This is a genomic window from Paenibacillus sp. FSL P4-0176, assembly GCF_037975265.1.
Taxonomy (GTDB): domain Bacteria; phylum Bacillota; class Bacilli; order Paenibacillales; family Paenibacillaceae; genus Paenibacillus; species Paenibacillus amylolyticus.
Window position 1 is genome coordinate 5,590,081 of sequence record NZ_CP150242.1, and the last position, 25,078, is coordinate 5,615,158.

At 47.6% G+C, this 25,078-nt stretch carries 18 protein-coding genes and 1 riboswitch; of the genes, 5 read left to right on the top strand and 13 right to left on the bottom strand.

What is annotated here, in order from left to right; translation table 11 throughout:
• Nucleotides 1–111 precede the first annotated feature (111 nt).
• The 6 genes from MKY95_RS25895 to MKY95_RS25920 all read right to left on the bottom strand — a co-directional run bounded on the left by MKY95_RS25895 (nt 112) and on the right by MKY95_RS25920 (nt 9,031).
• Complete coding sequence (locus tag MKY95_RS25895; RefSeq protein ID WP_282320451.1) at nt 112–1,623, bottom strand: extracellular solute-binding protein; 1,512 nt, start codon at nt 1,621–1,623, stop codon at nt 112–114.
• Nucleotides 1,624–1,841: 218 nt separating this feature from the next.
• Nucleotides 1,842–2,954: a glycoside hydrolase family 88 protein gene (locus tag MKY95_RS25900; protein ID WP_339195089.1), complete on the bottom strand. Its 1,113-nt coding sequence runs from the start codon at nt 2,952–2,954 to the stop codon at nt 1,842–1,844.
• A 24-nt stretch (nt 2,955–2,978) separates the two neighbouring features.
• Nucleotides 2,979–4,478, bottom strand: a complete 1,500-nt coding sequence (locus MKY95_RS25905) for an extracellular solute-binding protein (RefSeq protein WP_339195092.1) — start codon at nt 4,476–4,478, stop codon at nt 2,979–2,981.
• 62 nt (nt 4,479–4,540) lie between these two features.
• Nucleotides 4,541–5,413, bottom strand: a complete 873-nt coding sequence (locus MKY95_RS25910) for a carbohydrate ABC transporter permease (RefSeq protein ID WP_017686862.1) — start codon at nt 5,411–5,413, stop codon at nt 4,541–4,543.
• 45 nt (nt 5,414–5,458) lie between these two features.
• Nucleotides 5,459–6,412, bottom strand: a complete 954-nt coding sequence (locus tag MKY95_RS25915; protein ID WP_017686861.1) for a sugar ABC transporter permease — start codon at nt 6,410–6,412, stop codon at nt 5,459–5,461.
• A 282-nt stretch (nt 6,413–6,694) separates the two neighbouring features.
• Nucleotides 6,695–9,031 (bottom strand): helix-turn-helix domain-containing protein, encoded by a 2,337-nt coding sequence (locus tag MKY95_RS25920; RefSeq protein WP_339195095.1) that lies wholly within the window; start codon nt 9,029–9,031, stop codon nt 6,695–6,697.
• Nucleotides 9,032–9,558: 527 nt separating this feature from the next.
• Here MKY95_RS25920 and MKY95_RS25925 point away from each other — a divergent pair.
• Complete coding sequence (locus tag MKY95_RS25925) at nt 9,559–11,562, top strand: DNA mismatch repair protein MutS (protein WP_339195098.1); 2,004 nt, start codon at nt 9,559–9,561, stop codon at nt 11,560–11,562.
• A gap of 139 nt (nt 11,563–11,701) precedes the next feature.
• A complete protein-coding gene (locus tag MKY95_RS25930; RefSeq protein ID WP_074096180.1) occupies nt 11,702–11,953 on the top strand; it encodes a cysteine-rich CWC family protein in 252 nt (83 codons plus the stop codon).
• Between the two features lie 60 nt (nt 11,954–12,013).
• On the opposite strand, the gene MKY95_RS25935 is transcribed toward MKY95_RS25930, so the two are convergent.
• From MKY95_RS25935 to gcvH, 5 genes are all read right to left on the bottom strand, one after another.
• On the bottom strand, nt 12,014–13,159 hold the full coding sequence (locus MKY95_RS25935; RefSeq protein WP_339195101.1) for a mannitol-1-phosphate 5-dehydrogenase: 1,146 nt from the start codon (nt 13,157–13,159) through the stop codon (nt 12,014–12,016).
• Nucleotides 13,156–13,590, bottom strand: coding sequence for a PTS sugar transporter subunit IIA (locus MKY95_RS25940; RefSeq protein WP_101314543.1), 435 nt, complete (start codon nt 13,588–13,590; stop codon nt 13,156–13,158). The genes MKY95_RS25935 and MKY95_RS25940 overlap by 4 nt, the downstream gene beginning before the upstream one ends.
• Nucleotides 13,587–15,689, bottom strand: a complete 2,103-nt coding sequence (locus tag MKY95_RS25945) for a BglG family transcription antiterminator (RefSeq protein ID WP_339195105.1) — start codon at nt 15,687–15,689, stop codon at nt 13,587–13,589. Before MKY95_RS25945 ends, MKY95_RS25940 begins: the two co-directional genes overlap by 4 nt.
• Before the next feature lie 38 nt (nt 15,690–15,727).
• Complete coding sequence (locus MKY95_RS25950; RefSeq protein WP_076319876.1) at nt 15,728–17,182, bottom strand: PTS mannitol transporter subunit IICB; 1,455 nt, start codon at nt 17,180–17,182, stop codon at nt 15,728–15,730.
• Nucleotides 17,183–17,601: 419 nt separating this feature from the next.
• Nucleotides 17,602–17,994, bottom strand: a complete 393-nt coding sequence (gene gcvH / locus MKY95_RS25955; protein WP_047844042.1) for a glycine cleavage system protein GcvH — start codon at nt 17,992–17,994, stop codon at nt 17,602–17,604.
• 344 nt (nt 17,995–18,338) lie between these two features.
• Nucleotides 18,339–18,461: riboswitch (glycine riboswitch) on the top strand.
• A 320-nt stretch (nt 18,462–18,781) separates the two neighbouring features.
• On the opposite strand from gcvH, the gene gcvT reads away from it, so the two are divergent.
• The 3 genes from gcvT (at nt 18,782) to gcvPB (ending at nt 22,847) form a co-directional block, all read left to right on the top strand.
• Nucleotides 18,782–19,918: a glycine cleavage system aminomethyltransferase GcvT gene (gene gcvT, locus MKY95_RS25960; protein ID WP_339195108.1), complete on the top strand. Its 1,137-nt coding sequence runs from the start codon at nt 18,782–18,784 to the stop codon at nt 19,916–19,918.
• The gene (gene gcvPA / locus MKY95_RS25965) at nt 19,915–21,270 is read left to right on the top strand and encodes an aminomethyl-transferring glycine dehydrogenase subunit GcvPA (RefSeq protein WP_339195111.1); all 1,356 of its coding nucleotides are present in this window, start codon (nt 19,915–19,917) and stop codon (nt 21,268–21,270) included. The genes gcvT and gcvPA overlap by 4 nt, the downstream gene beginning before the upstream one ends.
• A gap of 137 nt (nt 21,271–21,407) precedes the next feature.
• A complete protein-coding gene (gcvPB, locus tag MKY95_RS25970; protein ID WP_339200050.1) occupies nt 21,408–22,847 on the top strand; it encodes an aminomethyl-transferring glycine dehydrogenase subunit GcvPB in 1,440 nt (479 codons plus the stop codon).
• 237 nt (nt 22,848–23,084) lie between these two features.
• Here gcvPB and ptsP read toward each other — a convergent pair whose 3' ends face one another.
• Nucleotides 23,085–24,797 carry a phosphoenolpyruvate--protein phosphotransferase gene (gene ptsP, locus MKY95_RS25975; protein ID WP_047844045.1) on the bottom strand — a complete coding sequence of 571 codons (1,713 nt, stop codon included), beginning with the start codon at nt 24,795–24,797 and terminating at the stop codon, nt 23,085–23,087.
• Nucleotides 24,790–25,065, bottom strand: a complete 276-nt coding sequence (locus MKY95_RS25980; protein ID WP_339195115.1) for an HPr family phosphocarrier protein — start codon at nt 25,063–25,065, stop codon at nt 24,790–24,792. Before MKY95_RS25980 ends, ptsP begins: the two co-directional genes overlap by 8 nt.
• Nucleotides 25,066–25,078: the final 13 nt, after the last annotated feature.

Genomic DNA, 25,078 nt, shown 5'->3' on the forward strand with positions numbered 1-25,078 from the left:
TAGCCTTATGCTTTAAGGGTGTGGTCTTTCTTATGATATTGGAAAATGAATTCACTCATAGAATAAACCATATCATTCCATTTGATCAACCTTTTTTTATTTCACCCAGCTTTATTTTCCGTTCAATTCCTTATAGGAAGCTTCCAATTCCGTAATCAATTGATCACCACCAGCTTTTCTCCAGCTTGCGATTTCCTGCTCCCAACCTGCATCATCGATTTTACCCATAATGTACTTGGTCTGGGCATCCCAGATCATCTGATCCAACTCCTGACCACGCTCGGTATAGATCGCCGAAGACAAGGTGAGTGCCGGATTGGCAATGGCATACTGCTCATTCTCACGCGCCATCTTTGTACCTTTCATACCAATGGGAACATCAACCAGTTCAGGTACATTATAACCTTCAATACTTAACAGATTATCCCGGTATGGCTTCACTTCACGCTGATAAGCGTCAAAATCTTTGAGTTCGGTTTTCCCATCCGCAGTCTTGGTGTAATGCACATCGAGCAACCCACGGAGCTGCAACGCGCTCAATTCCTCATCCATCAACTGATCCAGGAACGTGAGAACCTGCTTCAATTGCTCCTCATCCGTTACGGATGCCTTCGGGATGACCAGCATTCCGTAGTTTCCTGGCTCGCCGGCGATGCGAATACCATCGGTTCCTTGGAACGGAGCCACATCAATTTCTCCATCGGGTGCGTTAGGCGTAAGCCGCTGCTGAGAGGACTTTCCGTTCTGAGCCACACCATTCAGCTTCATGCCAACCAGGCCGGAATCCATTTTTTTGTCCGCATCAGAAGGGTCCAGAGCAGGAAAATCACTATTAATCAGTCCCTCGCTGAACAGTCGCTTGAAGAGTTTCATCGTATCCACGTATTCCGAGGTCAAGAACTCCGGGGTCAGTTTCCCAGCATCATCCACTCCCCATTTGTTAACACCGCCAATACTTACAGCAATCCGCGTCAGTGGGGAAGAGACACCCTCATTATACTTTTTGAAAAGCAGTGCACCGTACGTATCTTCCTTACCATTCCCGTCAGGGTCATCCTTACGAATAGAGCGCATCACTTCATACCAGTCATCTAGCGTTTTTGGTATATCCAGCTTCAACGTATCAAACCAGTCCTTGCGATATACGATCGCAGTCCGTCCAATATCCCGGAAGTTCGGAATACCGTAGACCTTGCCTTCAATTTTGATATTGTTAAAATAAGCTTCGGATTGGGCAGACAAATTTTTATAATCCTTCAAGTAAGGTCCCAGTTCCCAGAACAGTCCCGTTTTGGCGGCATTAAATGTTGTCGGTACATAATTCACACGCATAATGGTCGGCATCTCGCCTGAAGCAACCATAACATTCACCTTATCATCAAAAGCAGACTGCGGAATCCACTGTACATTAACATCCGTATTTGTATATTCCTCAATCTTCTTTTCAATCCCGTTCTCCTTGGCCGGTATATCTCCTACCTGCATTAAAGAGATGGAAATGGGAAGTTTACCTTCCCCTGCAGCAGGTGCTTTTTCTCCCCCGCAACCTGCAAGCAATCCAGCGGACATTGCACCAATTACAACGATTCCGCCTAAACGGGACATTGGACCTTTTGGACTCATGAACCATCTCTCCTTTTGGATAAGGTTATGTACATAGACCACTCCGATGACAGAACAACCTTCAGATCGCTGTTATCCCCAGATTTTTTGATTCCCTTTTAAAAAGGGGAAAATCCGGGGATAGCCTATGCTTCCGATGTAGCTTTCTTTCAGAAAGCTTTTAGGCGAACGCTTCGCTTCCTCAGATTATTTCTGCCCTCTCCGTTCTCATGTACATGTTAGTTGGACTTGTAAAGTTCAATCTCCACTCCCGCCAAAATGAACGGAGCGACCGACTTCGGATCATTAATCCGAATGGACTCGGTCACATAATACTCATAGGACCCGTCACGATACGGGCTTCCTCCAAGACCGGCTCCGCCATTACACTGCGTCAAGGACAGCACACCTTCACGGTCCGTTTGCAGCAGATGCTGTAGCAGACCCTGATACCCTTTTTCCGCAACCGCTTTGAACTTGCCACTCAGATATCCTTTACGCACACCTTTGGCCAATGCATAGACAAACATTGAGGTCCCGGAAGCCTCCAGATAGTTCCGCTCACGTCCCGGTTGATCCAACAAATGTGGCCATAGCCCGGTCTGCTGATCCTGCACATGCACTAGTGCGTTTGCTACCCGTTCGAAGATACCCACAATCTGCCCGCGCTGCGGATGATCTACCGGCAGATAATCCAAGGTATCCACAACCGCCATCACATACCAGCCCATCGCCCGACTCCAGACATGTGGTGAACATCCCGTCTCACCCGAACTCCAGCGTTGCTCTTTGCTCTCATCCCAGGCATGGTACAAGAGACCGCTACGCGGATCACGTGTACGTTGCTCCACCAGCAAGAGCTGCAGAGCCGCCTTGTCAAACCACTTCTCTTCACCCGTCACTGCGCCATACTGGGTCAGATACGGAGTAGCCATGTACAATCCATCCAGCCACATCTGGAAAGGGTAAATCTTTTTGTGCCAGAACCCGCCTTCACTCGTATGTGGCTGTCCCTTAAGCTGAGTCATAAGCAACTCCGCAGCTTTGCGATACTTCTCTTCTCCCGTTTTCTCATGCAACAGGAATAGTGATTTCCCCTGATTGATCTGATCCAGATTATATTCCTCGATTGTATAGGAGCGAATGGAGCCATCTTCCTGAACAAAATGATCCATCAGCTCACGGATATAGTCAAAATACTTTTGCTCCCCCGTGTGCGTATACAGCTCCTCCAGCGCTTTCAGTAAGCAGCCGTTCTCATAATGCCAAGTGGAATACAGCTCATGGTTGCGATAACTTTCCATGAATTGCTGTGCCATGCGCACCGATGTGAGTTGCAGTGTTTCCTTCATGATCAAGCCTCCGCTTCCGGCTCTTTATTGAGCCTGTTTTTTGTAATCTTCGGCATATTCCTCACGAATCTTGTTTCCACCAGCATTGCCCCAATTCTCAATTTCCTTTTCCCAGCCACTTTGATCGATCTTGCCCATAATGTATTTGGTTTGCGCATCGGCAATCACCTGATCTAGGTCTGCCCCACGGTCACCATACGTTGGAGAATATAACGTCAGCGCAGGGTTTGGCACAGCGTGCTCCGCCAGTTCCTTAGCAAGTGCAGTACCTTTTTCACCAAGTTCGGTATCCTTCAATTTCGGTACGTTATATCCTTCCACATAAGGAAGGTTGTCACGGTAAGGTTTCACTTCACGCTGGAATGCATCGAAGTCACTCATCTCCACCTGATCTTCGCCCACTTTGGTGTAATGTTTGTCTTCCATACCACGCATCAACAGGGTCGCCATCTCAGGGTCCATCAGTTTATCCAGGAAGGAGAGCAGGTTTTTGAGTTCTTCTTCCGATTTCACCGTTGATTTAGGGAATGCCAGAATCCCGGAGTTACCCGTCTGTCCTGCAACACGATCTCCGTTCGCGCCAAGCAAACCAGCGATGTCTACCACACCATCCGGATTGTTTTTGGACAGACGCTCTTGCTGACTTTTTCCGTTCTGCGCAACACCAACACGGATACCGACAACACCGGAATCATACTTTTTCTCCGCTTCCGTAGAGTCGAATACGGCAAAATCTTGATTCAGCAGTTTCTCATCGTACAAACGTTTCAGCAGATCCAGCACCTGCATATATTCCGGTGTCATGAATTCCGGCGTGAAGCTGCCATCATCTTCGACCTTCCACTTGTTAGGTGCACCAAAACTTACGCCAAGGCGCGTCGTGAAGGAGTATTGATCCTCATTATATTTTTTGAAAAGCATTAGTCCAAACGTATTATCCTGACCATCTCCATCCGGATCGGAGGTTGCCAGTGTTTTGATCGTTTCATACCATTCATCCGGTGTGGCTGGCACCTTGAGATTCAGCTTCTCGAACCAGTCCTTGCGATAGATCACTGTAGCCCGCGCAATATCGGAGAAAACAGGAACCCCGTAGATTTTGCCCTCTACCTTGATGTTGTCAAAAAAACGCTCGTTCTGTGCCGACAGATTTTTGTAATCTTTCAGCAATGGCCCCACTTCCCAAAACACGTCATTACGCATCGCGCTGGTCACCGTTGGGTTATATTGCACCTTCACAATTTTTGGCATATCGCTTGAAGCGATCATCACGTTAATTTTGTCATTGTAGGCCGAAGCCGGAATCCACTGGATATCCAGTTTGGTATTGGTATACGCTTCAATCTTTTGCTGAATTTCATTGCCCTTGCTTGGCACATCACCAACCTGTGCAATGGCTATGGACACATTTTGTACGCCGCCCTCGGCAGCCTGACCCTCGTCTGATCCGCATCCTGCCAGCAAACCTGTCACCAGTGCCAGTGTGCTCAAGACAGCTACGGCTTTCTTTTTTGTTGCTTTCATAACATGAAAACCTCCCTTTTTTTATGCAGTCATACTGAACTGACTTTGAACCATGTACCGACTCAACCTTTCACCGAACCCAGCATCACTCCTTTTGCAAAGTGCTTTTGCAGGAATGGATATACCAGCATAATCGGGATCGTGGAGAATACGATAACGGCCATACGAATGGTAAGCGGCTGGATCTCGGTCTCTTCGATACTTGTGTCTCCAATTCGGCTCTGTGCCAGAATGACAATCTCACGCAGCCAGACTTGGACAGGCCACTTCTCACTATCATTGATATAGATAACAGCGCTGAAGAAACTGTTCCAGTGAGCCACCGCGTAAAAGAGTGAAAATGTCGCCATGGCTGGCATGGACAACGGCAGTACAATCCGGAACAATACGCTGACATCGTTACATCCATCAATTTTGGCTGCATCCTCCAGTTCATCGGGAATGGCTTGGAAGAAGTTTTTCAGTACAATCAAGTTAAATGCACTAATAGCAGTAGGTAACATCAGTGACCACAACGTATCCGTCAGGTGCAAGGATTTCACGACAAAGTATGTTGGAATCATCCCGCCACTGAAGAGCATTGTGAACAATACACCCAGCAAAATGGGCTGGCGTCCACGCAAATATCTTCTGGAGAGCGGATACGCCATAAGTGATGTAAACAGCAGGTTAATGAAGGTACCGATCACGGTAATATAGACCGATACACCCAGACTGCGAATCAAGGTATCTGTAGAGAAAATGTAACGGTACGCAGCCAGAGAGAACTCTTTTGGAAAAAGAATGAATCCTCCCTTAGCCACTTCATGCGGACTGGTAAACGAGACGGCCAAAATATACATGAACGGGATGACCGTCACGATTCCAATCAACAGCAGCAAGCCGTGATTGAGAAAATCAAAGATCCGGTTGCCCCACGTTTTATCCTGTTGCATCTTAATGTTCACTCCTGTCTGGTGAAGAACGTCTGCTCCCGAGGGTTAGTAGACGCCTTCCTCCCCGAATTTTTTGGCCAGCGTATTGGCACCAAGAACAAGCGCCAGCCCGACAACCGATTTGAACAACCCGACAGCAGCACTATAACTGTACTGTGCCTGGGTAAGCCCCTTCGTGTACACGTAGGTATCAAACACCTCGCCCACATCCCGGTTTGTCGGAGTTAGCATCAGGAAGATCTGTTCAAAGCCTGTATCCAGGAAATTGCCCAGACGCAGAATGAGCAAAATGACGATTGTACTGCGAATGGCCGGTAGAGTAATGTGCCAGGTTTGGCGCCACCGATTGGCACCATCAATCCGTGCAGCTTCATAGAGCTGTGTATCAACACCGGAGAGCGCCGCCAGGAAGATAATTGTGCCCCAACCAACTTCTTTCCAGATGGATTGTCCGACAATCATCGTTCGGAACCATCCGGGTTCAAGCAGGAACGCCACTTTTTGGCCCGTCAGGTTATAGAGCAATTCATTAATCGCACCACCCTCAGTTGTGAACAGCATGTAGAACACACCGACAACAACAACCCAGGAAACAAAGTGTGGAACATAAACAAGAGTTTGTACAAATCGTTTGAAGCGTTCACGGCGAACTTCATTCATCATGAGTGCCAGTACAATCGGCAGTGGGAAAAAGAACACAATGTTATAAATGGCAAGTAAAAATGTATTCCGAAATAATGTCCAGAACTGCGGTTCTCCGAAGAAACGCTGGAAATGTTTGAACCCTACCCAGTCACTTCCCAAGATGCCCTTGTAAGGCGTGTAATCCTGAAAAGCCATCGTGATGCCATACATGGGTATGTATTTGAAAATAACAAAGTAAAGCACACCCGGTATTAACATGATATACAGCCACCGGTTTTTGATAATGTCCCTCCACAGCAGGTTTTTGTCACTGCGGGTAGCGGGCCGTGTTCGAGCCGCCGTTTCGGCTTTCATATTGTCTTCCTCCCCACATTGGAAACGATTACAAAATATCACTTCCTGAATTCATGTCTTCATTGTGGAGGATAAACGAATGACTGGCTATCGTCTCGTTTTAGCCTTTTGTTTTTCCTTATGTAGCAACGGTTTAGCTCATTTACATCACAGAGTTCAAAGGCGCAATGAACTGCTTTCAACCTCTATATTCCTGTCTTAACTTCATAGAGAAAAGTGGTCTTCTTCCTTCATCCAAACATAAAAAAGCCTGCCTGCCATGGCGGGCAGAGCAGGTTTGTTTTATCGCTGCTGCTCCCGGTACTTGCCGGGGGTGGTTCCTGTGATTTTGCGAAATGTACGGATAAATGCGGTTGGGTTGGTATAGTTTAATTTCTCGGCAATCTCCGATATTTTAAGATTTGTTGTTTGCAGCCAGGTCTTTGCTTTTTCCATACGATACTCTGCGAGATATTCCGTAAAATTGACTCCTGCTTCCTTCTTGAATACCCGACTTAGGTAAACAGGGTGAAAATTAAGCTCAGCGGCACAGGCTTCCAGCGATAATTCACGATCATAACGTTCCTCAATCAAACGAATCATACGTCTCGCAATATTCATGTATTGGGATTCTTCTTGCTCTCGCCAGAAACGGATGACGGGCAGGAACAGCCGCTTGCGGAACCAATTGGTCATTTCGTCCAATGTGGACAACTTCAGCAAATGTGACATGGATGCTTTTTCACCCAGTACTTCGGCTACATCTCCACCTTGCTCCTGCACAAGCTGATATACACGAGACAATAACTGAACCATAATGACGGGGTATTCACTGAAATGAAGCTTTTTGTCTGCAAGCAACCCCAAATATTGCTTAAAGTAGGCGTCCGTCTTCTCTTCATCTCCTTGCTTGAGCGCAGACGCGAGCTGATCCTCGATCATACGTAACTGGGTATACAACGCGGCCTCCATCTGACCACGTGGCTGAATATCCTCGTAATGCAAAATAATACGGCTGCCCAGACTGACCCGGCCCTGCAGAGCCTCTCGGCTCTCTTGAACCGCTCTTGGCGTATCTCCGATACAAGCGTAAGAACGACTGATGCCAATACTTACGGGCAGATTCAGGTAGGTCACGACACGTTCGCGAATCCAGTCTGCCTGAGTATGCATCCATTCCTTCAGTTTCACCTCATCCGTGAGTTCGGAGGCAAGAACGGTGACCTGAGCATCATCCAGCATGACTGGGGTGAACCGAACTGCCGAAGGGAGGAGCTCACCTACCATATTATTGACAGCAAACAGCAGCAGATCGCGATCTTGTTCCTCATATCGGGTCCCTTCCAAGGTATCGATCTGGAGCATGAGTACACCAAGACTCGCCCAGCCTGTCGGGAAATCGTACAATTCTCCCTGATATCTGAAATCTTCTTCCGAGATTTTACCTGTCAGCAGTTTGGTCATAAAAAACTCCTGGAGGTGCACATGCTGCCCCTTCATCTGCTCACGCATCGTTTTCTCCGAACTGAACAAGGTTGACAATTGCTCCTCAATATAGATAAATTCATCTTGACGGCGTCCTGACGGGGCAACTGGGGAATCCAAACCCTTCGTAAATTGTAGCAGTCTGGAGATTGGTGAGTACATCCGCCGACTGCCGTATATGGCGAACAATCCCGTTACACATAACATGACCAGTGTAGCGATACCAGTAACCAATGCAATTTTCTGTGACTGGGCCGTGATCTGTCCAAGAGATACAACGGACACGTATAACCAGCCATTGAGCGGAGATTGTCTATAGCTAACCGCCACTTGATTACCTTCCACCTCCGCACTGAAGAAACCCTCTGGCTGGCCCGTCGTTTGCACCATTTCCTGAATTTCCTTATTCAGCCCGTCATATTTCCCGCCTTGCTGCATATCGTTCAGAAAATACTTCTGCTCCCGATCCAGAACGTACATATCTCCAGAATTCGTATTTCGGCTCAAGTATGTACTCAGTTCCGTATCAGCGATATCAATTACAAGAAATCCCTTTGGTTTCACATTGGTTGGTATCATCGGGATTTTGAATACCATACTGACCACATTATCCGATGATATAAGAGCAGGTGCCTGTTCGGGTGTTAGTTCACCCATACCTGCTGACACAGGTACACTTTCTTTGGCTGAACTAGCATTCTGAGTGACCCAGAACAGGCTGTTGGTATAACTTAGGTAGGAGCCAATTCGGTCTCGAATGCTGAAATCATCCAATTTGCCAAAAGAACGCATCGAAACGACCCAATCTTCATCCAGATTAACCAGATAGGCTTGGTCAATGTTCGTAACCGCTTGCAAGTTGTTAAAACCGGAGGTTAGATCACGAATCTCCTGAAACTCGCTGCTGTCTAGTGGTTTCTTCATCGCTTGTAGTACCAGGGGCGAATTAACATACTGGATGGATGATAATTGCAGGCTACGCAGAACTTGTTCTACCCTCATTTGGGTCTGATGTAATATCTGAAGATTGCTCTCACGCACTTTCTGTTCAATGTCACGTGATGCAATCGTATACGAGACCGAACCAATAACAATGACCGGAAGGGCTCCGAGGATCAGGGTAAAACAGAGCAAACGCAGTAAATACTTCGGCAAGAAGAGCATCCTCCTTTATACGTATGTTTATTAAAATAAATCGCTTTCATTGGATTAATTTACTATTGTTATTTTAAAACCCATTCTTATTCAAGTCCACTCATTTATTCTAAAGGTTGACTTCAAACCAATTTCCAGTTTATATTGGTTGCATATTCCTCAATCAAAGGAGAGATTTTTAATGTCGGTGAATGTTCTTAACTAACCAAGTTTCATATTCAGGAGTTTGGCCTTTCATTGCGCTTGTGCCCATATGGCATACGTGTATTTCATGATGCGCCAGATCCCTGTACTTAGTTAAGAACAGCGGATATCATAAATCGCCTCCGGGATCGTAATTGTCCGGGTCTATTTCCGCGCTGAGTTCAGCGCGGATTTTTTAATATAGACCTGTAGTGGACTTTGCTTTCCCATACGTTTAGGGCGGAGAATGACGTTTGTTCATTCTCCGCCCTTTTTGCGTTTTCCAGGAATATGTTTCAGCGCGTCAACTGAAATTCCAATTCCAATTCAAGGAGAGATTACGCATGAATGAGAACACATTAAACAGTTTGGGCTATCCACAAATTCAAAAAAATGTTGCAGACTGCGCCCTGTCTTATCTGGGCAAACGTTATGCGAGAGAACTAAAACCGATGGTAGATGCTCACCTGATCGAGATTCGCCTGGAAGAAACAGCAGAAGCTGCTACATTGATTCGCTTCGGGGCCAGTATCCCCCTCCCTTCACTCGACGGAATGGAAACCATTATGGATCTGCTTGGCACCGGTTATCTATTCAGTGAACGCGACTTCAGTCATCTCGCTCAGTTCCTGCGGAGCTGTGCACAACTCATGAAATACATGGAGGGCAAATCCGGGGCCGCTCCCACCGTCAGTCGTTATGCAGCGTCCATGATCATGATCGAACCTTTGCTGAGTGAGATTGAGCGCTGCATCCATAGTGGAAGCATTCAGGATCAGGCGAGCAAGGAACTGATTCGTATTCGTAAAAAAATAACGGTGAATGCGGAACGCATGAAACGAAAACTTGATTCTCTGGTGAGTAAACATCGCTCCATTATGCAGGAACATGTCATCAGCCAACGGGGAGGAAGAACGGTGCTGCCCATTAAGAAAGAGTTTCGCAAACAGGTGAAAGGCAGTGTGCTGGATGAATCGGGGAGCGGGCAAACCGTGTATATTGAACCCGTTGAATTAGTAAGTCTGCAGATGGAATTGGCTGCTCTACAAGCCGAGGAGTCCCGAGAGGAGATGAGAATTCTCGGTGATTTAACCTCTCTGGCCGAATCGTATAACCGTGAAATCGCCCTCAACACCGAAACGGTAGGTGTATTGGACTTCCTGTTTGCCAAAGCCAAATATGCGGCCACCATGGATGGGCGTACCGTTCGAGTCAATACTCAGGGCCACATTAGCCTTCAACGTGCACGTCATCCGTTCATGGGTTCTTCTATGGTTCCCCTCGATTTTGCCATCGGCAGAACGTACTCGTCGCTCATTATTACGGGCCCGAATACCGGTGGTAAAACGGTCGCACTCAAAACACTTGGTTTGTTAACCCTGATGATGCAATCCGGTTTGCTTATTCCGGTCGAGGAAGGTGGCGAGATGGCTGTTTATAACGAGGTAGCGGTTGATATTGGTGACGGACAGAGTATGGAACAAGCACTCAGTACATTCTCTGCACACATTCGCAATATGATCGGCATACTGGAACAGGCCAATACTTCGACGCTGGTGCTCATTGATGAGATGGCTTCCGGCACAGATCCCGGTGAAGGCGTCGGACTGTCCATCGCCATGCTGGAGGAACTTCACAGCCGCGGAGCAACCGTTGTGGCGACAACACATTTTGGTGAAATCAAACATTTTGCAGCTGCCACGCCAGGATTCGAAAATGCCCGTATGGAATTTGATACCGTATCTCTCCAGCCGCTGTATCGATTGCGTATCGGAGAAGCTGGTGAAAGTTACGCCTATTCCATTGCATTGAAGCTGGGCATGCCACAGCGAATTATAGAGCGCTCCAAGTCCCTGTCCGATCAAAGTATTTCGAGAGATCGTACATTAGGGTTCACGTCACCTCCTTCCGAAACTAAGGCCCTGACGCCTGCTCGTTCTGGTACAGAATCAGTCAGCCCAGCAGAGTTATCCAGAAAGAACCAGTCGAAACAGTCAAAGGATCCAATCCGTCTCAACAAAAAGACAACAACCAGAGAGTCGGATTCTCCTGCTCCTGCCAAAACTTTTCGCAAAGGAGATCGGGTGTATGCGGCCTATCTTAATCAGTCGGGCATCGTCTGTGATGTAGAGGATAGCCGTGGAAATATCGGGGTCATGTTACGTGGACGCAAAATAAAAATCCATAAGAAACGCCTGACCCTGCATATATCTGCCGATGAGCTTTATCCGGGTGACGATTATGACTTGGACATTGTGCTAGAAACAAAGGAAAATCGAAAGAAACGTAAGTTGATGGGACGCAAACATGTGGAAGGCCTACAGATCGAATTACCGCCTGAAGAATAGCCGATGGGAGAAACAGATGTGGTGAACTGGAAGTCATATATACAGAGTGAAATCCATAATCACCAACACATTTCTGTTATACTGGGACCAGTATGTTTAACTTCAGCTCGTAGCTATTGCACAGGGAGGGAAGAACTGAATGTCTGCAGAACAAGACGATCAAGAGCACATCCATATCGATGTTCTTGTCTGCCCATTATGCGGGGAAGCTAATCGCTGTTCCTATGCCGCAGGACATCCCCATTCGGAATGCTGGTGTAACCGGGCTACTTTCCCCGAAGGTGTATTTGACCGCATTCCGGCAGAGCAGCGCCGAAAATCGTGCATATGTCAACGCTGTTTGGATGACTATGCCGATAAACATCAACCAAAAGAAGAGCCACACAGTTAACGACTGTATGGCTCTTCTTCATTATGCATCATCTATACTATTAGCTGGCTAACACTACTCTTACATTTGGTTATACTGGGCAACAGCCTGTTCAAGCACCGGATGTTGCTCATCCATGGACGTATAATGGTGGAGGGCAACTGTAATCCCCTTCTCGCGGATCATATCCTGCAGTTCAACTGCTTCCGGATCATCGGAGACATCGAACTTGCAGGCTGCTGCCATGCCCATAGCCAGATAAGTTGTTTCGCTTCCATCCGCATAGGCCTGAAGGGCCGGACGAACCAGACGATCATTTGGAGACAACTTGCGCAGCGGGGAACGACCAACACGAGTAACCTCATCGGTAAGGTACGGGTTGACAAACCGTCCCAATATTTTGAAAATATACTGCTCATGTTCTTCCGGGTTGAATGCAAAACGCTTCACTAGAACTTTTCCAGTTTCCTGCAAAGCGCCGTATACAATGGATTTCACCTTTTCATCAGCAATAGCCTTCTGAATCGTGTCATACCCGTGCACATTACCGATATATGCTGCAACGCAGTGTCCTGTATTAACCGTGAACAGTTTACGTTCGATATATGGCTCCAGATCATCGACATATACAATGCCCTCAACCGGTTTGAATGCAGGAGCCATCTGGGAACGATCCACCACCCACTCGTAAAAAGGCTCCACCTGTACATGAAGAGGATCTTCATGATGCTGAATAGGTACAATCCGGTCTACGGCCGAGTCGGGAAAATAAATGTACTGATCTGCAAGGGAACGTACCTTTTCATCGAGCAGACCATATACATGCTCTTTCAATTGCGTACTGGCTCCAATGGCGTTCTCGCAAGCGATAATGTGAAGCGGGTTTTGTACCGGACCCGAATTCAGTCTTTTCTCAAGTCCCCTTGCAATACCTGGTGCAATATGTTTCAGCACGCCTACGCCCACCGCGGTTGTAATCAGATCCGCTTCCACCACGGTTTGGGCAACCGTCTCCAGCTGGGTTCCATCGATTGCATTTACACCTGTGACGGTCTCCTGATCCTTGCTCTCGTTGGCCAGTTCCACCGTATATTGTCCCCGTTGCTGGAGAGCCGTTACCAAGGTCTGATTCACGTCGGAGAAAATCACCTCATACCCTGCACGGGAGAGAATCAATCCGATAAACCCGCGTCCAATGTTACCTGCGCCAAAGTGTAGGGCCTTCATAGCTCCATTTCACTTTCCAGAATAGTTATAACTTCTTCGGCTGTTTTCGCCAGACGCAAGGCCTCCATATTCTCATCCTCAGCACAGATCACCGCGATGCTAGTCAAGATCTCCATATGTTCCCCGCCTTGAGCCGCGATACCAATGACCATATAAGCCTTTTCTTCGCCAAAATCAACACCCTGTGGATACTGAATGACAGAGATACCTGTGGATAAAATGAAAGCTTTGGACTCCTTTGTACCATGCGGAATAGCCAGGCCGTTCCCTACATAGGTCGAGACAATCTCTTCACGTTCAATCATCTTCTCAATGTAATCAGCGGTAATATGTCCCGCATCCTTCAGAATCTGTCCTGCCATACGAATCGCTTCGTATTTGTCCTGAGCCGTCGCATTCATGATGACTTTATCTGTTGTTAACATACTCATAATGGTTGACCTCCAATTTCGGTTTTACTGCGATAAAATCCAACAAGTTCCTGGGACAGGTAATGAATGAGTTCATCCCTGATTCCTTTTTCCAGCAATGTAATCATTTCTTCCTGTAATAACAGGGCGCTGATCTCACTGAGAACCTCCAGGCTTTCCTTGGATAATTCTCTGGGACCAAGCATCAAGAGGACATGGGTAACTCCTGCCGGATCATCCGGCGTACAGAGGAGTGGCTCAGTGAGCTGAAACAAGCTAATGGACGGCCTGTAGATTCCCTCACTGCGTGTATGAAACAGCGCAAGTCTTGTACCGGGAATCTTCTGACTCCCCACTGCTTCACGTGCCTCCAACCGTTTTGCGATCTCCCCCGGTTCCTTCAGCACACCAGATCCATGGAGTACGTTGCACATCGCATATACGGTTTTATAGAAACCGATATCTTGGTTATCCAGCGGATACACCTGAAACTTGCCAATAATTCGGACGATTTCAACTAAAATAGCTTCCAGTCCATCCGGGTCGGAGTAACGACTTGTCGTCTGAACCTCTGCTTCACGGGGTTTATTATGCTGTCGTTGTAATGTTGTTGTTCGGATAAAATGACGCAGACGTTCGCTCTCTTCTGCCGTAAGCAGTGGACTCACTTTGTAATACTGATGCTCATCCATCGGCAGATCAACAGTGGATAACACCAGATCATATTGATCTGTAGGCATCCGGGCAGCTTCATACCAGGACACGCTATCCATGATCCGAATCTCGGGAATCTCCTTGGACAGTCGGCTGGAGAGCATACGTGATGAGCCGATTCCGCTTGTACACACGATGATCGCCCTGATCTCCCGTTTCAATGCACGTAACCTCTCGATGGAAGCCCCAAAATGCATGACCAGGAAACCAATTTCTTCATCCGGAACGTCTGTACCTGGCCAAGCTTGATGCACGGATTGTTTGACCTCTTCGAAGAGGGAATCATAATCCTTGCGAATCTGCTGCAGTAGCGGGTTACGAATCATCTGTTGTCCTTCAATTCGCTCCATGACAGGTTGCATATGACCAAGCAGACCTTCACGAAGCAAACGATCCTCATGAAAGGCGTAATGCGTTCTCGCCTGCATCTGATCAATCAGTGAATGTACCCTGTCCAGTAAAATCAAATCGTCTATTGGCAACAGCCGCGAAGAATGAATCCGCTGCTCTGTCTCAACTAATAGTCTGTGAAAATAAGCTTGCTCATCTTGGGAGAATGTCAGCCCCAGCTGGGTCGATAACACACCACACAAGCGGGAAGCCATATAAGGTGGAACCTTCATCTCATCCTGCTCTGCGACTTCATCTCCATTGTTCTCCAGGGGAGGTATACGGCCAATGCCAGAGCCTTTACGAATACGTACAACCGCTACGGATAATTGAATCAGCAACTTCATGTATTGGCGTTCCGGGATGTTCTCCAGCCATTCGATGTCTGGTTGCCATAATGCATTTTCGACCGTAAGCACATCACCGTGTCCAATCATATCCAACAATTTTTGGTTTACGATGGAGCCTCCCTGTTCTGGCTGTCTTCCGAACAGGTCGGACTCATCCAGAAATTCCAGAGCAAGTGCAGCTATGGCTGTGCGATGAATCGTCTCACTTCCGTTAATCTTGACGCCATATCCTCGTCTGCGAACCAGCTTTAGTCCCGCCTGACGAATTCGTGACTCCAGATCGTCCAGATCAGTGGTTACGGTGGATACGGTCACTTTCAGATCCGAAGCCAAGGCGAGTAACTTTACAGGCTCCGGTTCATCCAGCAGGATGCAAAGCATGAAGAGCTTACGCTCTTCTGGCGTAAACTCTACATATTCTTTACCCTCTAGTTGCTGGCGCAATACAGCCAGATCATCGGAACCGGCATCGATTCGGATACCGGTTCCTGATTTTTTTTCCAGCTTCATACCCAAAGGTTCAAGCCATTGTTCAATCATTTGCAGCTCCCGGTGAACCGTTCGGGTACTGACCTTTACTTCAACGGCGATTTCGCCGGCAGTTACTTCATGTGGATGCTCCAGCAGGAACTCCACGATTTCACGTTGTCTTTTGGTAATACTCATATCTCAGCCTCCGGCTCAGGGAAAACAAATGCGTGCAATTACTTCAGACGTTCAACGAGCGCATCGTATTCCGGGCTTTTTAGGAAGTTGTCGATGGATATATGTTCTGCGTTCGGCGCAACGGAGCGGGCACGATCGGTCAATACTTGTTGTGTGATCACCACGTCTGCATCCGGCGGGATATCACTGATAGCCGTATTGGTCACCGTAACGTCAATCCCCTCTGCCTTCATCTTCTTGCGTAGAATGGAAGCACCCATGGCACTTGACCCCATGCCTGCATCACAGGAGAAGACAATTTTCTTCACGTCTGTTTTGACGGTAGAAGAAGCCATATCTGCGGCTCTGTCTGCTTCACGTTGATTAGCCGTAATACCAGCGTTTGGCAGGGTTCCTTGACTCTTCATGTCTTTCATCCGACTGGATGCGGACTCCAGATCTTCGTCCTTTTGTTTACCCGTTTTCAGCAACACTGCTGCAACCAGGAAAGAAACGACGGCTGCTACAAGCACCCCTGCGAACATCGGTAGGTATCCACCTTTTGGTGTTAAGAAGAAATACGCGATAATACTACCCGGTGATGGTGCTGAAACAAGTCCTGCTCCGGTGAGCATGAATGTTAATGTACCTGCGACGCCACCCGCAATTGCGGCAAGAATCAGAATCGGTCTCATCAGAATGTAAGGGAAGTAGATCTCATGAATTCCCCCGAAGAAATGAATGATTACGGCACCCGGTGCAGAAGATTTGGCCATTCCGCGTCCGAAGAAACAGTAAGCAAGTAAGATACCAAGTCCCGGACCCGGGTTTGATTCAAGCATGTATAATACGGATTTCCCTAATTCTCTCGCTTGATCTGTTGCAATTGGTGTAAGAATCCCGTGGTTGATTGCATTGTTCAGGAACAATACTTTACCTGGTTCAATGATTAGGTTGACCAGCGGCAGCAAACCAAGATTCATTAAGCCTTGTACCCCGGCAGATAATACTTTGCTAATCGCTTCTACAGCAGGCCCGATGCCCAGTAGCGCAAAAATCCCCAATATCCCACCAATAATACCGGCTGAGAAGTTGTTAACAAGCATTTCAAATCCGGCTTTAACTTTACCTTCAATGGATTTATCAAACTTTTTAATGATCCATGCTGCCAGTGGTCCGGCAATCATGGCACCGAGGAACATCGGAATATCACTACCCACGATGACCCCGATGGTCATAATGGCACCCACGACACCACCACGCTGACCATGCACCATCGTACCCCCGGTGTAACCAATTAACAGTGGCAGCAAATATTTGATCATCGGATCGACTAGCTGTGCAAGCGTCTCGTTAGGGAACCAGCCTGTTGGAATGAACAGAGCTGTAATTAATCCCCAGGCGATGAACGCTCCCATATTTGGCATGACCATACCACTCAGGAATCGGCCAAAACGCTGAACACCTACCCGTAGCCCACCTTTGGAATTGGACGATTGGTCCAAATTACTCATTGTATTATCCTCCTTGGATCAAGTGATTATGATTTATGAAAGGGGTATCATTTCTCCCCTGCTGTAATCCTAAGCGAGAATGCTCTCCTGTTCAATGAAATGAAAGCGTACTTTCGTCATGAACAATGATGACAACATTAGGTTATGTAATCGTTTTAATGGATGCATAATGGCTGAACCCATTGATACACAAGGCTTTTCTTGCCTATGACTTTTATCATTTCCAGAATAATTTTCCTACCTATAGCTTGGTCCAATCTGGTGATGTACATCCACAATCTGCTCAAATCCGCATTGGAAACCATTCTTGGAAAGCACAAAAAACCTGTGCAAGCATCCGGCTCACACAGGTCGAAACAATATGAAGCTCATATCATTTAATTATAAAATATATGTTAATAAGTACAAGTTCGTTGATACTATTCTTCCGTATGTTTCCGATACGCGTCTGCATTCATCAATGTAGACAATGCTGCTGTCAGATCTCCCTCAACACGGATCTCAATCATCCAGCCTTCCTCGTAAGGAGAGCTGTTCACAAGTTCAGGGGAGTCCTGCAACGAATCATTCACTGCAATAATTGAACCTGTGACGGGAGAGAACAAGTCCGAAACCGTTTTGACCGATTCGATCGTTCCAATGCTGTCCTCTGCTTTTACATTGGTTTCAAGGTCAGGCAATTCCACAAACACAATGTCACCCAGCTGATGCTGCGCGAACTCGGTAATGCCAATACGTACAGTATCCTCCCCTACGGTTTGCACCCATTCGTGCTCTTCACTGTACAGGAAATCACTTTTCAATTCGCTCATCGATATCCGCCTCGCTTTTCATTAAATGAGTGCATGCGTTCTTTGACCTTAACCTTTTTCCCAGAACATAGCGTATGACATTTTTGAATCAAATGTCAAGATACCTCACAATTTATTTGCTGAACACCTCTAAATCCTGTAACCGGATTACACTCTTTCTTCATATACTGGTGAATATTAGAATAGTAAGCGCAGTCTTTTTAAATAGACGAACAATAATATCGAAAGAAAAATAAATATTCGGTTTTTAATTATTATCTATGACATCGTTCTTGACATCAGCAGTGGATTCACGTTTTAATGAGAGGAGTAAAAGTGTTTATTGGACTATGTTATACCCGCGGATGAATGTAAAGGGAGAGATTACCCGTGACACCCGATTCGGGATGTACATGAGGTAACGCCGAAGGAGTAAACCACCGATAAGCGGAGGTGAATCTCTCAGGCAAAAGGACTTTTACGGGACGCAACTCTGGAGAGCATCTATTCGCCCTGTGCGGGCGTTATGATCACCCAAGGGGAAACCTGCTGCACAACGCAGCGGGGTAACTCTCAGGTACAAGGGACAGAGCCTTAGAATACAGCGTGCTACTTGGCATGCCGATTCTTTGGCCTGTCCTTTTCCTTTTTCCCAAAAAACGAAAAACAGGATGTAGAACGGCGCTGCCATAGCTGCCTTACCATACTTATGTGATGAAAATATCTAGCTAAAAATTTAAAAATACCCTGGTTCATTGATCCACGATTGTATATCCGGCCGGCTCACGGCCCATGACGAGGTGATTTGATGTCCGATTTGCTTAGAACACCACTCTTCCCACTATATCAGCAATACGAAGGCGTACGGTGCATTGATTTTGGAGGCTGGGAGCTTCCGGTACAATTTAGCGGAATCCAGAAAGAACATGAAGCGGTACGCGAGCGCGCGGGACTGTTCGATGTATCCCATATGGGCGAATTCACGGTACAGGGTGAGCAGGCTGAAGTTTTTTTGCAACAAATGATGACTAATGATGTGACCACGCTGGTTCCCGGTCAAGCCCAGTACACCCTGATGTGTTATCCAGATGGCGGTGTGGTGGATGATCTGCTCGTGTATAAGCTGGAAGATCAGCATTATATGCTTGTGGTTAACGCCTCCAACATCGACAAGGATTGGGCGTGGCTGCAAGAGCACTTGATCCCCGGCGTAAGTATGACCAATGATTCGGAGCAGACAGCGCTGCTCGCCTTGCAAGGTCCACTGGCTGTAGACATTATCGGGAAAGTTACAGATACGGATCTATCCTCGATTGAACCGTTTCGTTTTGTTCAGGATGCTGAAGTATGTGGAGTAAAATTACTGTTGTCCCGTACCGGTTATACCGGTGAAGATGGCTTTGAGCTATATGTTCCTGCGGACCAGGCCGCTGTGGTCTGGAATGGATTAATGCAAGCCGGTGAAGGTTACGGACTCGTACCAACCGGACTTGGTGCCCGGGATACACTGCGCTTTGAAGCAAAGCTCCCTCTGTATGGACAGGAATTGTCGGCAACTATCTCTCCACTCGAAGCTGGCGTAGGTATGTTTGTGAAGCTGAATGCCGGACCTTTTATCGGACACGAAGCCTTGTTACAGCAAAAAACTGACGGGCCCGCCCGCAAACTGGTCGGCATCGAAGTGTTGGAGCGCGGTATTCCCCGCCCCCACTATCCGATTTACGCCGAAGGCGTACAGATTGGTGAAGTGACAACAGGCACACAATCACCTTCATTGAAGCGTAATCTGGGTCTTGCCCTCATCGACAGCAAATACGCTGCGCTGGGAACCCCACTTGAGATTGAGATCCGCGGCAAGAAACTAAAAGCCGAGGTCGTAAAGACCCCTTTTCATAAACGGACACGTACGTCGAAGACACCTACTCAAGGAGCTGATCAAGCATGAGCAAGCACCGTTACATTCCCATGACTGAGCAAGATCAGAGCGCCATGCTCGCAACCATCGGTGTGGATACGCTGGAGGATTTGTTTCAGGACATTCCAAAAGAGATTCGTTATCAGGGCGAGCTACCTGTATCCTCCAAACTCGATGAATATGCGCTGACACGTCACATGTCCAAACAAGCCGGCGCCAACGCCAATTTTGAAACACACGCCAGCTTCCTCGGCGCAGGCATATACGATCATCATGTTCCTTCCGTCATCAATCATGTCATTTCCCGTTCCGAGTTCTACACTGCCTACACACCTTATCAGCCTGAGATCAGCCAAGGTGAACTACAGGCCATTTTCGAATTTCAATCCTACATCTGTGAATTAACCGGTATGGCTGTAGCCAATGCCAGTATGTATGACGGCGCAACAGCTTTTGCGGAAGCCGGTAATTTGGCCGCAGCGGCAACTCGTCGCAAACAGCTCATCGTACCCCGTACCGTTCATCCGGAAGCCCGTCAGGTATTGCAGGCATATGCGCACGGACTCCGTCTGGAGATTGTCGAGATTGGTTATAAGGATGGCGTCACTGACTGGGATGCCCTGCAAACCGCCATATCAGACGATACCGCTGCTGTCATGATCCAGAGTCCGAACTTCTTCGGTGCCGTGGAAAATGTGAAGCAGGCTGCCGACCTCGTGCATGCGCACAAGGGCCTGCTCGTTGTAAGTGCCAACCCGCTATCGCTGGGTCTGCTGGAAGCCCCAGGCAAGCTGGGTGCCGACATCGTTGTTGGCGATGCGCAGCCCCTCGGTATCGCCGCTTCACTCGGCGGCCCGACATGCGGATATTTCGCCGTGTCCCAGCCTCATATGCGCCGAATTCCTGGCCGAATTGTAGGCCAGACCACGGATCGCAACGGCAAACGTGGTTTTGTACTCACACTGCAAGCACGTGAACAGCATATCCGCCGCGAAAAAGCGACATCCAACATCTGTTCCAACCAAGCTTTGCTTGCACTCAGCGCATCTGTGTATATGTCCATCATGGGTAAACAGGGTATGATCGATGTCGCGGATCTGAATTTGCAAAAGAGTCATTACACCCTGAATACATTAACTGCAATTCCTGGAGTTTGTCTTACTTTTAATGCACCAACATTTAATGAATTCGTGATTAAACTTCCTGAAGGAACAGACGTGGATGCTCTTCAGTTGAAACTGCTGGATGCAGGCTTTATTGGTGGCTACGAACTTGGACGTTATTATCCTGAGCTTGCCGGACATATGCTGATTGCTGTTACCGAACGGCGCACTAAGGAAGAGATTGACGAATTCGCACGAGCATTGGAGGGATCGCTGTGACTCAGGAAACGACGACGACAACGACAACATCGGTACACGGACAATCGAAAACAGGTACCTCTGTCTCCACCTCGGTTCAACCTGAGACGGATACAACATTTAGTGCACAGACCTTATCTCCTGCTCCAGAAAAATCATTGATTTTTGAACTCAGCAGCCCCGGACGTGTCGCTTATTCCTTGCCAGAATGTGACGTTCCTCGCCAGTCTGCCGATACGTTGATTCCCCGGGAAATGCTCCGTTCGGAAGCAGCGGCACTACCGGAAGTGTTCGAGGTAGATGTTATTCGACATTATACTGCGCTCTCCCGTCGCAACTTCGGTGTAGATAACGGATTTTATCCACTGGGCTCTTGTACGATGAAATACAATCCAAAGATCAATGAGGATGTTGCTCGTTACAATGGATTCGCCAAAATCCATCCGTACCAGCATGAATCCAGCATTCAAGGTGCACTTGAACTGTTATATACGTTGCAAAACGACCTTGCAGGTCTGACAGGTATGGACGCTGTGACCCTGCAACCAGCCGCTGGTGCTCATGGAGAATGGACTGGACTTATGATGATTCGTGCCTACCACGAAGGTCGTGGCGAACAACGTACCAAAGTCATCGTGCCCGATTCCTCTCATGGTACCAACCCGGCAAGTGCAACCGTTGCAGGATTTGAGACTGTGACAATTCCGTCCCGTGCAGACGGACTGGTCGATCTGGACGCACTCCGTGCAGCCGTTGGTTCCGATACAGCAGCATTGATGCTGACAAACCCGAATACACTTGGTTTGTTCGAGAAAGACATTCAGGAGATTGCATCCATCGTACATCAGGCTGGTGGCTTGTTGTACTACGATGGAGCCAACTCCAATGCCATTATGGGCATTACCCGTCCGGGTGATATGGGCTTTGACGTGGTGCATCTGAACTTGCACAAAACGATGAGTACGCCTCATGGCGGTGGTGGACCAGGCGCCGGACCAGTCGGCGTGAAGAGTCGTTTAGTTCCGTTCCTGCCTAAGCCAATGGTAATCAAAAATGATGATGGTATGTATGCATTCGATCGTGAAGGCGATCAATCCATTGGGCGGGTAAAAGCCTACTACGGCAACTTCGGTATTTTGGTACGTGCCTATGCCTACATTCGCACCTATGGGCCGGAAGGGTTACGCCGAGTCTCTGAATGCGCGGTACTGAATGCTAATTATATGATGGCCCGTCTCGCACCTTACTACGAGATTCCGTATCCAGGCGTATGTAAACATGAATTTGTCATGTCTGGTCGGGGTTTGAAGCAATACGGTGTGCGCACACTTGATGTTGCCAAACGATTGCTTGATTTTGGATATCACCCACCTACGGTGTACTTCCCGCTCAACGTGGAGGAATGCATCATGATCGAGCCGACAGAAACCGAAAGTAAAGAAACGCTGGATGGCTTCATTGATACGATGATACGGATTGCCAAAGAAGCGGAAGAGACACCAGAATTGGTACTCAACGCACCTTACGGAACACCGGTCACTCGTCTGGATGAAACCACCGCCGCTCGCAAACCTGTACTGAACTGCGCTTGCAGTTAAGCACTAAGTGTATTACTAATCATGCTCTTGTTGATGTTAACTACATCAGTAAGAGCATTTTTTTGGCTAGACATTACAGGACCTTTCTCCTCGTACTCCCCTTCTAATTCCTATACGTTCGAGCAACAAAAAAAGCCAGTACCCGCTGTAACAGCGGATACCGGCAAAATCGCTGCATGGATGCAGCTCATTATCGGAAAAAGAAAAACCTCAAATACGGAGGAAACCCCGGCAAAATTACGCTTGAATGCTTTGAACCAATTCAACGACTTGTTCAGCCGTTTGCATATCCAGAGCTTTAGCAGCCAGTTCCTGCATATCCGCACGGGACAGCTTGGTGATCTGACTACGAGCTGGCAGAATGGAGGTTGCGCTCATGCTGAACTCATCCAATCCAAGACCAAGCAGCAATGGAATTGCTGTTTCGTCTCCTGCCATCTCACCACACATGCCAACCCATTTGCCTTCACGATGCGCTGCATCGATAACCATTTTAACCAAACGCAAAATGGCCGGGTTGTAAGGTTGATACAGATACGCCACTCGTTCGTTCATACGGTCAGCAGCCATCGTGTATTGAATCAGATCGTTCGTTCCGATACTGAAGAAATCCACTTCTTTTGCAAACTGATCCGCCAGAACTGCAGTCGAAGGAATTTCGACCATGATTCCGAGTTGAATGCTGTCAGAAACAGCAATACCTTCAGCAACCAGCTTTTCTTTCTCTTCGAGCAAGACAGCTTTTGCTTCACGGAATTCACCGAGTGTTGCGATCATTGGGAACATGACACGCAGGTTTCCATGTACGCTTGCACGCAGCAATGCACGCAATTGTGTACGGAAGATATCCAGACGGTCCAGACACAGACGAACTGCGCGGAAGCCGAGGAATGGATTCATTTCTTTTGGCAGATCCAGGTATGGAAGCTCTTTGTCTCCACCGATGTCCAGTGTACGAACAACGACAGGTTTGCCTTCCATTTTTTCCAGTACCGCTTTGTAAGCATTATACTGAATGTCTTCGGAAGGAAGCTTGTCTCTGCCCATGTACAAGAACTCGGTACGGTACAGGCCTACAGCCTCGCCGCCGTTTTCCAGAACACCCGTTACGTCATTTGGTGTACCAATGTTAGCTGCAAGTTCAACATGAACGTTGTCCACCGTTACCGTTGGCTCATCACGAAGTTTTCTCCACTCTGCACGTTGTGCATCATACTGTTCCTGTTTGGCACGGTATTCAGCAATAACTTCATCAGTAGGGTTAACCAGTACGTGACCATCCAGACCGTCAACAATAATCATATCGCCTTGTTTCGCTTGAGCCAAGATGTCCTTGGTTCCAACAACAGCCGGAATCTCAAGAGAGCGAGCCATAATTGCCGAGTGAGAAGTACGTCCACCAATGTTGGTTGCAAAACCTTTAACAAATTGGCGGTTCAATTGAGCCGTGTCGGAAGGTGTTAGATCCTCCGCAAGCACAATCACTTCTTCATTGATCTCAGCGGGACTCATGAAGTCGATACCAAGCAAGTGATTTAGCACACGTTTGGTAACGTCACGCATATCTGCAGCACGTTCCTGCAGGTAAGCACTCTTCATGTTCTCAAACATGGAGATAAATTGCGATGCTGTTTCGTTCAAAGCAAATTCTGCATTGATCATGTCATCCGCAATTCTAGCTTTAACCGGATCAATGAGTTCAGGGTCATTCAGAATGAGCAAATGCGAAGCAAAAATTTCAGCTTTTTTCTCGCCAAGCTCTTGTAAAGTACGCTCTTTGATCGCCTCAAGCTCAGCCTGGGATTTACCCAGAGCTGAGTCGAGTTTCGCGATCTCTGCGTCAACGTCGTTAATTTGGCGTTTTTCTACAGAGTAGTCAGGATGCTCCAAGATAAACGCCTTGGCGATAGCAATACCCGCCGAAGCCGCGATCCCGGAGACATTAAGCATTAATTTCGCCCAACCCTTCGTTAACCATAACGTCAGTCAAAGCTTGAAGAGCTTCAGATTCGCCTTCGCCTTCAACGATGATGCTGATGGTGTCGCCTTGTTCCAATCCGAGGGAAAGAACACCCAGGATGGATTTCAAAGTTACTTTTTTACCGTTAGCTTCTGCAAAGGATTCTGCACCTTTGAATTTGTTTGCTGTATTAACCAGGGCTGTCGCCGGACGTGCGTGGATACCATCTTCGTCTGTAATTCTGAATGTTTGTTGCATTACAATCATCTCA